A 12,773-nucleotide genomic window follows, 5' to 3' on the forward strand; every position below is an offset into this window, starting at 1 on the left:
CCCCCCCTCGGTCGGCGCCGAAGGCGGCGAAACCTCAGACCGAACGCGTCAGCCCGCCGTCGATCCGCCAGTTCTGGCCCGTGACATAGCCGCCATCCTCCGACGCCAGCCACGAGACAAGCGACGAAACCTCGCCCGCGCGCCCGTAGCGCCCAAGTGGAATGCGCGACCGGCGCTCCTCGGTCTCGGGCAGGCTGTCGATGAAGCCGGGCAGGATATTGTTCATCCGGATATTGTCCGCCGCGTAACGGTCGGCGAACAGCTTGGTGAAGGAGGCCAGGCCAGCGCGGAACACGCCCGAGGTCGGGAACAGCGGATCCGGCTCGAATACCGCGAAAGTCGAGACGTTGATGATCGAACCGCCGCCGGCCGCCTGCATGTGCGGCGTGACCAGCCGCGTAGGCCGGATCACGTTCATCAGATAGACCTCCATGCCCCGGTGCCAGTCGTCGTCGCTGATCTCCAGGATCGGGCCTTTGGGTCCGTGGCCGGCGGAATTGACCAGGACGTCGATCCGGCCCCAGCGCTCCACCGCGCCGTCCATCAGCCGCTTCAGATCGGCCTCTTCGAGGTTCGACCCCGTCACCCCGAAACCGCCCAGTTCCACGCCCAGCGCCTCGCCCTTGCCGGAAGAGGACAGTATCCCGACCTTGAAGCCGTCCGCCGCAAGCCTCCGCGCCGCGTCCGCTCCCATCCCGCTGCCGCCAGCAGTCACCAGTGCAACCTTGTGTGCCATGCCATTCCTCCGATTGACGGGACAGGTCTAGCCGGTTGCGGTCTCTTCGGAAACCTGCGGAACGTTCTCCAGCCTCTTGCCCAGCAACCGGTCAATCAGAACGCTCAGAAGTTCGGTCCGGCTGTGCACACCGGCCTTTCGGAAGATGGCATTGAAATGCGCCTTGATCGTTCCCTCGGCGCTGCCGCGAATCCCCGCGATATCCTGCGTGCCTAGTCCCTTGACCAGAAGCATCGCGATATCCGTCTCGGCCGGAGACAGATCCCATTCGGCGAACTGCTCGACAATGACCGCGTGCACTTCGCCGCTCGCATCCGCAAGGCTTTTCTCCAGCGACGCCTTCCGGTGCCAGAGGTCGCGCAGCAACCGCGCCTCGAACCAGATCGCTGCCAACAGGCTCAGTGTCGCGGCAGTCTCGATCAGCAGGTGAATGTCGATCTGGCCACCGCCGCCTTCTTCCATGAAATCCTGCGCGGCATCGGCAACGAAGAACACCGCGCAGACAAGTTGCACCGCCATCAGGGCCAAAAGACCGGTCGGCAGCTTTATGGAATCAGTCTTTCTCATACCCCAAGGTGTCAGCCTTCGGGTAACTCCTTGCAACCCGTCACCATGGCACGCGGCAAATTCACGCTGGTGCGCCAGCTTTCAAAGAAGACGGCGGCGATATGGAGGACAACAGAGATTTCCGCCCAGGCCACTGAGGCTTCATGCAGTTCTTCCGGCCATTCGACACCCCAGAACGCATCTGTCGTCATCAGGTATCCGGATACGCCGATGACCAGCATCGACAGAAGAAGATTGTAGATCATCAGCGCGCCGAGCGGCGTGTGTCCAACATGAATGCGGCGCAGCCCGGTCAACATCTCGCGAAGCTGACCCATGGCGCCTGCGATGCTTGGCGGAAAGGATGCAAAGCGGGCGTATCGCGTTCCGATGACGCCCCAGAGAATACGAGAGGCAACCAGGGCGACCACGACGTACCCAACCCATTGGTGGAGCTTCCCGTCGTCGTCGATGAACAGGGCATTGGCCGCGAAGGCCGCGACAAGCGACCAGTGAAACAGACGGACGAAAGGGTCCCAGACCTTGAGGCGTTGCATGGGAAATCTCCTTTTTTTGGGGGAGCCGCAGGCCATGGGATGGGGTGGCCTGCGGCATTTCGAAATCAGTCGTCCTTTTCAATATCGACGATCTCGAACTCGGCGTTCAGGAAGACTTCGTAGCGCTGGCCGTCCTTCTTGGCGTAGGCCTCGTACATGCCGTCTTCGAGCTTGATCTTGGCGACCTCGTAGCCTTCGGCGGTCAGCAGGGTGCGAATCTGTGCAGTGTTCTCATCCGTCAGTTCAACGACACCGGCGGCGTGCGCAGCGCCCGAAAGAGCGACGGCAATGGCGAGAGGGGCAACTATGGTCTTCAGCATTGGGGGTCTCCTTTGACATGAAGCCGGGCTTTCGGGATGGCGCCCGGCGACATGCACATTCGGGAAAACCCGGAGCATTGAAACTAATCCCAAGGTCAATCGTCCGGTCGGTTTCCGAGAGTTTATGCCAATATACCTTGGGATTAGTCCAAACTGGCAAGCCCTTGCCCAGCGTCGGCAAAGCGGCGCTCAACCACCCATCAACACGGCGTCGAAAGGATAGGTCGTCAGATTTTCGTATCCCGTCCCGGTTACGAGAACCTGATCTTCGAGCTTGACCGAAAAGTCGCCGCCCTCCTCGCTCAACAGCACTTCGACACAAAGAACCATGCCCGGCTCAAGTTCATAGTCGAAGGCTCCCGGCACCATCTGGTCGGGATAGGCCACCAGCGGCCATTCGTCACAAAGTCCGACGCCGTGCATCAGGCAACCGTATTTCAGGTTCTGGAACTTGTCGTGCAAGCGGTGGCAGTTCCGGCTGATATCCTCGATCCGGGCCCCTGGACGGATCATCTCCATATTGGTCCGGATGTGTTCGATCCCATGCAGCATGGCGTCGATCATGTCCTGGCGGGGCTTGCGGTCACCAATCCACCAAGTACGGCTGATATCGACGCAGATGCCATAACTGCCGATCAGGTCGGTATCGAAGGCGACGATCTCATTGTTCTGCACGATCCGCCCGCCGCACTCCTGAAACCAGGGATTGGTGCGCGGACCCGATGTCAGGAGCCGCGTCTCGATCCATTCGCCGCCGCGCCGGATATTCTCGGCATGCAGAACCGCCCAGATGTCATCTTCGCTGACAGTGCCGCCGGGGACCGTGGCGCGGGCGAAATTCTCCATGGCGCGCACTGAGGTCTCGCAGGCGTGCGACGCGCAGCGCATGGCCCTGATCTCGTCCGGCCCCTTGACCGAACGGGACTTCTCGGTGACCTCCTCGCCCTCCATGATCTGGAACCCGGCCTCGGACAACGCGCGATAGGCATGCATCATGGGTTTGTCGACCGCGAGGCGCATGTTGCCGCCGCCGTGCTCGGCGATCAGGTCACGGATCTGCGCGGCAAAGACCTTCGCGGCATCGAACGCCTTGTCGCCGCGGTCGAAGTAGAAGAAATCCGCGCCCGACCGCGCCTCGCGCACCAGCGGGTTGAACGACGCCAGGAAAGGCGAGTTCTTGTAGTCCCAGATCACCATGTAGCCATCGGCGCACAAGAGCACCGCCCGGAACGGGTTATGGGTGTTCCAGAGCTGCATGTTGGTCGAATCCGTCGCGTAGCGGATGTTCAGCGGGTCGAACATGAGAAGCCCGCCATAATCCCGCGCGACGACGTGGGCGGTCAGCCGCGCCCAGCGATAGCGGCGCATTTCCTGCAGGTCAGGCAACTCCAGCCCGGCCCCGGCCCATTCGCGGTAGGCCAGCTGCGTCGGCCCGATCTCGATCCGGTCGGCGTCGTTCGGGGTATTGTCGCCCAACACGGCACCACGCGTCGGGTCGATCTTGCGGCGTTCGCTGTAATGCTCGTTCATCTGACGCGGGCCTCCCTGCACAGCGTCCGCCACAACACAGGGTTCGTCCGGCAGATTTGCGACACGAGATATATTCCCTTGCGACAGTTGAGACGCTAACCCGGTTCCATGGATGAGACTGTTCTTCACGACCGGCTGGCCCTTGCCCCCTGGATGGACCCGGTTCTCTGGCGCCTGCCGGGAGTCAAACCTCTGGACCCGGACGAGTGGCTGATCCGCGATGAGGCATTCGGAGGTCAGATGGCTCTACGCGATCATTTGATCGCAACCATGCCCGAAGCCGTGCACGCGATGACCGCTCGCGCGCTGGAGCCTGCGCGGGAATGTCTGGACTTGGTTCTGGAGGCGCTGGCCCGCGACCAAGGCTACCACCTGGAGGGCGAAACGGTGACGCGCCCCGACGGCGTCTTGGTCGGCATCGATCTGGATGCGCCGCTGCTGACCCTCGGTCGGCTTATCCAAGCCGATGTTTGCTTGATGCAGGAGGGATCGGCCGAACATGTCCTGACCGGCGCGATACTGTGTTTTCCTGGTTCATGGACATTGGCCGAAAAGATGGGCCGCCCGTTGATGGCGATCCACGGGCCTGTGGCCAAGTATGACGATGGAATAGGTCAGCGCGTGCAACGGCTGTTCTTTGGCATCCGGCCTGACAAGCTGCTTGTCCGCGCAAATGCGCACCGGGTCCATCAGCCAGTCTTGTTCCATCCACGCAGCGAAACCGATCCGCCGTCTGTCCGGCACGAACCGCCCGGTGGTCTCTACCTGAGATCCGAGCGTCAGGCCCTGCGGAAGCTTCCGCAAACCGGGGCCGTGATCTTCACGATCCACACGACGATGATCCCGTTGGAACGCCTGACTGATGCCCAAAGGGCAGCGATGGCCGATACCTATCTGGGCGACCCCTAGATCAGAGCACCGAAAACAGCCGCGCGCCGCCCTCGGTCGAGGCCAGAGCCATGAACAGACCGGTCAGCGCCATGGTATGCGCCGTGGTCCGCAAGTTTTCGCCACCGAGTATGTTCAGGCAAAGCAGCGCCAGCCCGACCGGCAGGGTAAAGACCATGACGATCGCGTTCATGACGTAAACCGTCAGCCGTGCCGTGAAATCCTGGTGCTCGGCCCGCTTTCTGGGTTCGAAAACGTCCTCGATTGCGGAATCGTGCGACAGCGCGATGCTCTCGGCCCCGAAAATATGACTCTTGTGACGGCGAAGTCTTTCCTCTGCCGGCTCAAGGTCCGGGAGAAGTTCTCTGCCGTGCGCGAATTCTTCCTCTCCCCCGGCCACCGGGGCGACCCGCGAGATTTTCAGGCCTGCAATTCGATGTACCTTGCTCATGTGTGCTTGCGCCCATTCTGATTTGCCTGCCCCCTCCACAAATCGGACGCTCTGCCATGATTGTGAATACAATACGGCGGCATTGTGCCAACGCGCGTCACAATTGCCCAATGGCAGAACTTTGCTCAGAGAACCGCGCCGGCCCGTCGACAATCGAATTTGTCGGCTTGAACTGTTTCCGAAAATGAAAAGCCCCGCCGAAGCGGGGCTTTTCCATTAGTGAACCACGGCATCCTGTGGCGGCTGCCGGTTGGACGAGGAGACGCGATCTCCGATGAGCAAGCCATCGGCCCCTGCGGTGACATGAACCGTCCCGCCATCGCTCACTTCGCCGGCCAGCAGCATCTCGGCCAACTGGTCCTGAAGCGAGCGCTGGATCACCCGCTTCAGCGGACGTGCGCCATAGACCGGATCGTAGCCCTCGTCGGCCAGCCACTTCATCGCAGCCTCGTCCAGCTCAAGCGAGATGTTCCGCTTGGCCAGGCGCTTCTTCAGTCGCGCAAGCTGGATATCGACGATGCCGCCCATGTCGCCCCGCGTCAGCCTGTCGAAGACGATCATGTCGTCCAGACGGTTCAGGAACTCGGGCCGGAAATGCGCGCGCACCGCTTCCATCACGTTGCGTTTGGCTTCACCTGCGTCCGCGCCTTCCGGCAACTGGCTCAGCGCCTGCGACCCGAGGTTCGACGTCAGGATGATCAGCGTCTGCTTGAAGTCGACGCGGTGTCCCTGACCGTCGGTCAGCACGCCATCGTCCAGAACCTGAAGCAAGACGTTGAACACTTCGGGGTGCGCCTTCTCGACCTCGTCGAACAGCACGACCTGATAAGGCCTGCGCCGAACGGCTTCGGTCAGAACGCCGCCTTCGTCATAGCCGACATAGCCCGGAGGCGCGCCGATCAGACGGGCGACCGAGTGCTTCTCCATGAACTCGCTCATGTCGATCCGCACCATCGCGCTTTCGTCGTCGAACAGGTACTCGGCCAGCGCCTTGGTCAGCTCGGTCTTGCCGACGCCGGTTGGTCCAAGGAAAAGGAACGAGCCGAGCGGCCGGTTCTCGTCCTGCAGACCCGCCCGCGCGCGGCGTACCGCGTTCGAGACGGCCACGACGGCCTGACGCTGTCCGATGACGCGCTTGCCCAGTTCGTCTTCCATGCGAAGAAGCTTTTCGCGCTCGCCTTCCAGCATCTTGGAGGTCGGGATACCCGTCCAGCGCTCGACCACCTCGGCGATCTGCTCGGGACCAACCGCTTCTTCGACCATGACGTCGCCTTCGGCTTCCTCGGCTGATTGAAGCTGTTTTTCCAGTCCAGGGATCACACCATAGGACAACTCACCCGCACGCTGCAGATCACCTGCGCGCTTGGCCTGCTCCAGCTCGGCGCGGGCGTGATCCAGCTTTTCCTTGAGATCACGGGCCGATTCCAGCTTGTCACGCTCGGACTGCCACTGAGCAGTCATTTCGGCAGATCGCTGTTGGAGGTTCGACAGTTCCTTTTCCAGCTTCTCCAGCCGGTCCTTCGAGGCCTTGTCGTCCTCTTTCTTCAGCGCCTCGGCTTCGATCTGCTTCTGCAGGATCTCGCGGTCCAGCGCGTCCAGTTCCTCCGGTTTGGAGTCTACTTCCATGCGCAAACGCGACGCGGCCTCGTCCATCAGGTCGATGGCCTTGTCGGGCAGGAACCGGTCGGTGATATAGCGGTGCGACAGCGTTGCCGCCGCCACCAGCGCTGCATCCGAGATGCGCACGCCGTGGTGCAGTTCGTACTTTTCCTTGATGCCGCGCAGGATCGAGATCGTGTCGGTCTCGCTCGGCTCGTTCACCATCACAGGCTGGAACCGCCTGGCAAGGGCCGCGTCCTTCTCGACGTGCTTGCGATACTCGTCCAGCGTCGTGGCGCCTACGCAGTGCAGTTCACCCCGCGCCAGCGCCGGCTTCAAAAGGTTCGAGGCATCCATGGCGCCTTCGCTTTTGCCCGCGCCGACCAGCGTGTGCATCTCGTCGATGAACAGGATGATCTCGCCCGCGGCCGCTGTCACTTCGGACAGAACGGCTTTCAGACGCTCTTCGAACTCGCCGCGATACTTCGCGCCCGCGATCAGGGAGCCCATGTCCAGCGCCAGAAGCTTCTTGTTGCGCAAGGACTCCGGGACGTCGCCGTTGACGATCCGCAGCGCCAGTCCTTCGGCGATGGCGGTCTTGCCGACGCCCGGCTCGCCGATCAGAACCGGGTTGTTCTTGGTGCGCCGCGACAGAACCTGCATCGTGCGCCGGATCTCGTCGTCACGCCCGATGATCGGGTCGATCTTGCCCTCGCGCGCCGCCTCGGTCAGGTCGCGGGCGTATTTCTTCAGCGCGTCATAGCCTTCCTCGGCCGACGCGGTGTCAGCAGTCCGGCCTTTGCGCACATCGTTGATCGCGGCGTTAAGGCCCTGCGCCGTGACAGCACCAGCATCCAGCGCATCCTTGGCCTTGGACTTCACCACGGCCAGCGCCGTCAGAATTCGTTCAACCGGCACGAAACTGTCGCCGGCCTTTTTCGCGATCTTCTGAGCCTCGTCCAGCACCTTGGCGGTCTGCTGGTCCATATAGGTCTGGCCCGCATCGCCGCTGACCTGCGGAATCTTCGCCAGAGCCTGGTCCACAGACTCGACCACGCGCTCGGGCGATCCACCAGCGCGTTTGATCAGGTTGCTTGCCAGCCCCTGTTCATCGTCCATCAAAGCTTTCAGCAGGTGTTCGGGCGCCAGTTTCTGGTGGCTCTCCCGCATTGCGATCGTCTGGGCTGCCTGCAGGAAACCGCGCGACCGCTCGGTGAACTTCTCCAAGTCCATCGTATTCTCCTTTCATAAGCGCCCGCATCCCGTGGCACCCGCTTGGCGGCATGCCCCTCTCGGGCCTTGGGCTATATCTGGGTGCTGCACTTCGGCTCTGCAAGGGCCTCGGCATGCCACGCTTGCATCCGGATTTGCACCAGAGTACCCCGCTGGCCAGACAGCACAGGAGAGGCCCGACATGACCGCAGACGACCGACTGATCGTGGCTCTGGATGTCCCCAACGCTTTGGACGGCCTGGCCCTGACCGAGCGGCTGGGCGACACCGTTTCCTTCTACAAGATCGGCCTTGGAATGCTGACCGGCGGCGGCCTGGCCCTGGCACAGGAACTGAAGGAGGAGCATGGCAAGCGCATCTTCCTCGACATGAAACTGTTCGACATCGGCGCCACCATCGAGGCCGCCGTTCGCGGGTTGGCCCGGTTCGACCTCGATTTCCTGACCGTTCACGGCGATCCCTATGTCGTGCGCGCGGCGCGGGAGGGCGCGGGCGACAGCGACCTGAAGATCCTTGCGGTGACGATCCTGACGTCGCTCGACCGCGAGGATCTCGACGGTGCCCAGATCCGGGCTGGAGATATCCCAGGGATCGTGACGGAACGCGCTGCCCGCGCGTTCGAGGCCGGCGCCCACGGGGTGATCAGTTCGCCGCAGGAAGCCCACCTGATCCGCGCCCTGCCTCAGGCCGAGGGAAAACTGATCGTAACCCCAGGCGTACGCCCTGCAGGGGCCGATCACGGCGACCAGAAGCGCGTCATGACACCGGCCCAGGCCATCGCCGCAGGGGCCGACCACGTGGTCGTTGGCCGGCCGATCCACAAGGCGCCCGACCCAAGGCTTGCGGTGCAGGGCATCGTCGCCGAACTGAACTCTCCACAGGCCAACTTCGCCAACGGATAATGTGGTGAATTCTCGCTGATTGATCACCGCCTTTGTCGCGGATATCTGCCCAATGAGGCGTTTTCTTCAAAATTGTATACGGATTGGCAGCAATTAACCGTCAAAATGTGGCGGTATCGCGGATTCTCCACGCCCACTCCCTAATGTGGTCACATTTGATTGTTGGCTTGGTGTAACTGTCCGATGCGCTGCCACAGGGTCTGCCAATGACACTCGCCAAGACGATCACCGATGGAACCGTTGTCAAAGCCGGGGTGCGAGGTCTGTGCGCCGGAGCAAACGTGCGAACGCCCTGCGGCCCGCGCCGGATCGAATTCGTGCGCAAGGGCGACCTGATCGTCACCCGCGACAATGGCCTGCAACCGGTCCGCATGATCTGGACGCGCACAATCACCGCTACCGAGATGGCTGCGGACCCGTCACTTTCGCCCGTTGTCCTGAAGCCGCGCGCCATAGGCCCGATGATGCCGCAAAAGGAACTGGCCGTGGGCCGCGCCCATCGCCTGCTGATCCCCGGATGGCGCCTGGAGGACGAAGACGATGCGACAAGCTGCCTTGTCCCCGCACGCGACGTTGCCGGTATCAACGACAACGCCTTCGTCGAACGGCAGGAAGCAGACGTTACCTATTACAACATCGTCTTCGACGAACCGCAGGTGTTCTGCGCCAACGGCCTTCCGATCGAAAGCTTCTCACCTGATGACGAGACGATGTCGGAAACCCCGGACACCGTGCTGCAGCAGCTGCGGGAGACCTTCCCCGATCGGTCTCCCGGTTTCGCCGACTATCCCGCGCCACGCTACAAGAAGCGCGAAAGGGTCAGCTACACGCCCGATTTCGCCTGACCGAACCGGGCTGGCGAAAGCGCCTCCAGCACCGAATCGGGCAACTTAGGGTTCAGCCCCAGAACCGTGTCGGCCAGAAGTCGCGAGGCGGCGGGCGCGGTCTGAAACCCGTAGCCGCCCTGTCCCGCCATCCAGAAAAACCCCTCCGCCACCGGGTCAGCCCCGATTACAAGCGTCCGGTCCGGTGCAAAGGTGCGCAGCCCGGCCCAATTCGACTGAACCCGCGTGACCGGCTCGGTCACATGCGCCTCATAGCGCGCCAGCCCTTCCGCGAGCACCATGTCGTCCGCCCATGCGTCCATCGGCTCGCTCGGGTCCTCCTCTGCGGGCGAGACGATCCAGCCGCCCGCATCCGGCTTGGCGTACCAGCTTTCGCCAGGACCGAAGAGCATGGGCCAGTCCCGCACGTCATGGCCCCCGGGCGCGGGCAGGCGCGCCATCGACCGCCGATAGGGCTTAAGCCCTAGCTGCTGCACGCCGGCCAAAGCCGCCACGCGGTCGGCCCAGGCTCCGGCGGCGTTGACGACCACATCGAAACCGGCCAAGCCCTCCCGGGTCTCGACCTGCCAGCCGCCTTCCCGACGCGAAAGTCCGACGACTTCTGCCGACTTGACGATGCGTCCGCCCGCCTCCGTCACACTGCGCGCGAAAAGGTCCAGCACGCGCCCCGTGTCGATGTCGCTGGCGCCTTCGTGTATCGCGGCCCGCAGGATGGATGGAGACAGGATCGGCACGCGCGCACGCGCCTCGGCCAGAGAAAGCTCCTCCATGCCCATGTCCGTCAAATCAGTCTCGAATAAGGGGATTTCAGCCTCCAGCGCGACAAGCATGATCCCGCGCGGAGACAACACGCCCGAGGTTTCGAACCAGTCCTTCGAAGCACGGTTCAGGGCCCGGACAGCAGCGTTGCCGTAGTTCTCCTCGTACATCGCCGCGGACCGGCCGCTGGTGTGATAGCCCAGGTGCGCCTCTGCCTCGAAAACCGTGACCTTGGCATCAGGAGCAAGCCGGGCGGCCGCCGACAGCCCGGCAATACCACCGCCGATGACGGCGACGCGCATCACGCTTCTTCGGTGCGGTCGTTATAGGGCGGAGGCGTAGGTGTCAGGGCCGAGATCCTTGCATAGAGCTCGTCGCTCATGTCGAAACCGATCGCGTTGAGCGATGGACGCAACTGCTCGACCGAGCGCCCCGAGATGATGGGCCCCCAGACACCCGGATTCCGTGCCACCCAGGCGACGGCCAGGGTAGCGGCATCGGTGCCCAATTCCGCCGCGAGATCGTTCAACCCCCGCGCCGCCTCGAACATCCAGGCATCGGAATAGCGGCGCGCGTACATCTGGTCATCGCGAATTCGACCGCCATCGCCCCGCGCGTACTTGCCGGTCAGCAACCCGCCGCCCAAAGGCGAATAGGGGCAGACGGCAAAACCCTCGCTGGCCGCCATCGGCAGCAACTCGATCTCGGCGGTGCGTTTGACGAGGTTGTACATCGGCTGAAGCACGTGGATGTCAAATCCCATGCTCCGCGCGATACCGCGCGCCTTCATCGTGGCCCAGGCCGAATGGTTCGACAGACCCACATGGCGCACCGCGCCCGCTTCCACGTAAGGGCGCACCGCCTCCAGCGAGACCTCAAGCGGCGTCACAGGGTCCGGCTGATGGATGTAGAGCAGGTCCACGGTCTCTTGTCCCAGCCGCTTCCGGCTTTCGGTGAACTCGCGGTCGATGACCTCTTTCGTGGCGGTCTTGCCGTTGGCCGCCTTTGTCGCGATGAACACATTGTCACGTTCGCCGCCCACCAGACGGCCGAGAATCTGCTCGGACGCACCGCTGGTATAGGCCCATGCCGTATCGAAGAAATTGATGCCTGCCTCGCGGCAGGCGGCGTACATGGCGCCGCTCTCGGTCTCGTCCGCCTTGCCGCCGAACTGCATGGTTCCAAAACTGAACCGGCTGACATTTTGCCCGCTGATCGTCTTCATATCCCCTCCCGATGTCTCTTTCTGCAACTAGGCACATCCAAACCCGGAAAAGTCAAAGGCCGCCCGACGGCGGCCTTCGCTCAGTTTGGTATCGGGTATCAGTTCGGGATGTCGCCCGTCAGACCTTCGACATAGAAGTTCATGCCCGCAAGCGTGCCGTCATCCGCGATTTCGCCCTCGGCCAACCAGGCTGACCCGTCCTGCTTGTTCAAGGGGCCAGTGAACGGATGGTAGGAGCCATTGGCTATCGCCTCCTTCATCGCCAAAGCTTCCGCTTTGACATCGTCTGGCACCGCACTGGAGATCTCACCGATTCCAACCATGCCAGGACCGATCCCGTCCCAAGTAGCCTTGCTTTCCCAAGTACCGTCCATAACCGCCTGCACACGGGCAATGTAATAAGGCGCCCAGTCGTCGATGATTGAGGAGACCCTCGGCATAGGCGCATACTCGGACATGTCCGAGGCCTGTCCAAATGTGATGACATTCCCCTTTGCCTGAGCTGCAGCATGAGGCGCAGTAGTGTCGGTGTGCTGGAGAATAACGTCCGCACCCTGTTCAATTAGAGCATTTGCGGCGTCGGCTTCCTTACCCGGATCAAGCCAAGTAAATGCCCAAATCACCGCGAACTCGACATCTGGGTTCGCCTTCTTGGCGTGGATATAAGCACTGTTGATGCCCCGGATCACCTCCGGAATCGGGAAGGACGCAATGTAACCGATCTTGTTGGTCTTCGTCATCTTTCCGGCAATATGGCCCTGGATTGCGCGACCCTCGTAAAAACGTGCCGAATAATTCGACACGTTGTCGGCCAACTTGTATCCAGTTGCGTGCTCAAACTTCACATCGGGAAATTTGGCTGCAACATTTATGGTCGGATCCATGTAGCCGAAGGATGTGGTGAAGATGATATCGGCACCTTGAAGCGCCATCTGCGTCATGGCCCGCTCAGAATCGGCTCCCTCCTGCACGCTCTCTTGATAGACAAGTTCCACCTTGTCTCCAAAATGCTCGGCCATCTGGGTGGCCGAATGGTGGTGCGCCTGGGTCCAGCCCCCATCGTTGATCGGACCGACATAGATGAAACCGACCTTGACCGGCCCGTCACCGTGGCTTCCGCCGAAGGCGGCGGTCGCCATGGCAGCGGCAGCGACCGTGGCCAGGAATGTACGTTTTTTCATGT

General features: G+C 62.3%; 13 protein-coding genes. 3 read left to right on the forward strand and 10 right to left on the reverse strand.

Going from position 1 to position 12,773, the window contains the following annotated elements; translation table 11 throughout:
* Nucleotides 1-34: 34 nt before the first annotated feature.
* From ACKLNI_RS04250 to dddP, 5 genes are all read right to left on the reverse strand, one after another.
* Entirely contained in the window at nt 35-736 is a 702-nt protein-coding gene (locus tag ACKLNI_RS04250; protein ID WP_413717785.1) for an SDR family oxidoreductase, read from the reverse strand.
* A 27-nt stretch (nt 737-763) separates the two neighbouring features.
* Entirely contained in the window at nt 764-1,303 is a 540-nt protein-coding gene (locus ACKLNI_RS04255) for a helix-turn-helix transcriptional regulator (protein ID WP_413717787.1), read from the reverse strand.
* 11 nt (nt 1,304-1,314) lie between these two features.
* Nucleotides 1,315-1,839: a cytochrome b/b6 domain-containing protein gene (locus ACKLNI_RS04260; protein WP_413717788.1), complete on the reverse strand. Its 525-nt coding sequence runs from the start codon at nt 1,837-1,839 to the stop codon at nt 1,315-1,317.
* Nucleotides 1,840-1,904: 65 nt separating this feature from the next.
* Nucleotides 1,905-2,159 carry a PepSY domain-containing protein gene (locus ACKLNI_RS04265; RefSeq protein WP_413717789.1) on the reverse strand — a complete coding sequence of 85 codons (255 nt, stop codon included), beginning with the start codon at nt 2,157-2,159 and terminating at the stop codon, nt 1,905-1,907.
* Between the two features lie 189 nt (nt 2,160-2,348).
* Nucleotides 2,349-3,689: a dimethylsulfonioproprionate lyase DddP gene (dddP, locus tag ACKLNI_RS04270; protein WP_413717790.1), complete on the reverse strand. Its 1,341-nt coding sequence runs from the start codon at nt 3,687-3,689 to the stop codon at nt 2,349-2,351.
* Between the two features lie 108 nt (nt 3,690-3,797).
* On the opposite strand from dddP, the gene ACKLNI_RS04275 reads away from it, so the two are divergent.
* Entirely contained in the window at nt 3,798-4,598 is an 801-nt protein-coding gene (locus ACKLNI_RS04275) for a heme-dependent oxidative N-demethylase family protein (protein WP_413717792.1), read from the forward strand.
* 1 nt (nt 4,599) lies between these two features.
* Here the strand turns inward: ACKLNI_RS04275 and ACKLNI_RS04280 are convergent, their stop codons facing one another.
* Both ACKLNI_RS04280 and clpB read right to left on the reverse strand, forming a co-directional pair.
* Nucleotides 4,600-5,028: a hypothetical protein gene (locus ACKLNI_RS04280; RefSeq protein WP_413717794.1), complete on the reverse strand. Its 429-nt coding sequence runs from the start codon at nt 5,026-5,028 to the stop codon at nt 4,600-4,602.
* Nucleotides 5,029-5,244: 216 nt separating this feature from the next.
* Nucleotides 5,245-7,860 (reverse strand): ATP-dependent chaperone ClpB, encoded by a 2,616-nt coding sequence (clpB, locus tag ACKLNI_RS04285; RefSeq protein WP_413717795.1) that lies wholly within the window; start codon nt 7,858-7,860, stop codon nt 5,245-5,247.
* Between the two features lie 181 nt (nt 7,861-8,041).
* Between clpB and pyrF the strand changes: the two genes are divergently transcribed.
* Nucleotides 8,042-8,761 carry an orotidine-5'-phosphate decarboxylase gene (pyrF, locus tag ACKLNI_RS04290; RefSeq protein ID WP_413717796.1) on the forward strand — a complete coding sequence of 240 codons (720 nt, stop codon included), beginning with the start codon at nt 8,042-8,044 and terminating at the stop codon, nt 8,759-8,761.
* Nucleotides 8,762-8,967: 206 nt separating this feature from the next.
* On the forward strand, nt 8,968-9,606 hold the full coding sequence (locus ACKLNI_RS04295) for a Hint domain-containing protein (RefSeq protein ID WP_413717797.1): 639 nt from the start codon (nt 8,968-8,970) through the stop codon (nt 9,604-9,606).
* Here ACKLNI_RS04295 and ACKLNI_RS04300 read toward each other — a convergent pair.
* The 3 genes from ACKLNI_RS04300 to ACKLNI_RS04310 all read right to left on the reverse strand — a co-directional run bounded on the left by ACKLNI_RS04300 (nt 9,585) and on the right by ACKLNI_RS04310 (nt 12,771).
* Complete coding sequence (locus ACKLNI_RS04300) at nt 9,585-10,667, reverse strand: NAD(P)/FAD-dependent oxidoreductase (RefSeq protein ID WP_413717798.1); 1,083 nt, start codon at nt 10,665-10,667, stop codon at nt 9,585-9,587. The two genes, ACKLNI_RS04295 and ACKLNI_RS04300, sit on opposite strands and share 22 nt — an antisense overlap.
* Nucleotides 10,667-11,590 (reverse strand): aldo/keto reductase, encoded by a 924-nt coding sequence (locus tag ACKLNI_RS04305; RefSeq protein WP_413717799.1) that lies wholly within the window; start codon nt 11,588-11,590, stop codon nt 10,667-10,669. The genes ACKLNI_RS04300 and ACKLNI_RS04305 overlap by 1 nt, the downstream gene beginning before the upstream one ends.
* Nucleotides 11,591-11,688: 98 nt before the next feature.
* The gene (locus tag ACKLNI_RS04310; protein ID WP_413717800.1) at nt 11,689-12,771 is read right to left on the reverse strand and encodes a BMP family ABC transporter substrate-binding protein; all 1,083 of its coding nucleotides are present in this window, start codon (nt 12,769-12,771) and stop codon (nt 11,689-11,691) included.
* Between the last annotated feature and the right edge of the window lie 2 nt (nt 12,772-12,773).

The organism is Silicimonas lutimaris (assembly GCF_047314965.1).
Taxonomy (GTDB): Bacteria; Pseudomonadota; Alphaproteobacteria; order Rhodobacterales; family Rhodobacteraceae; genus JAVJUV01.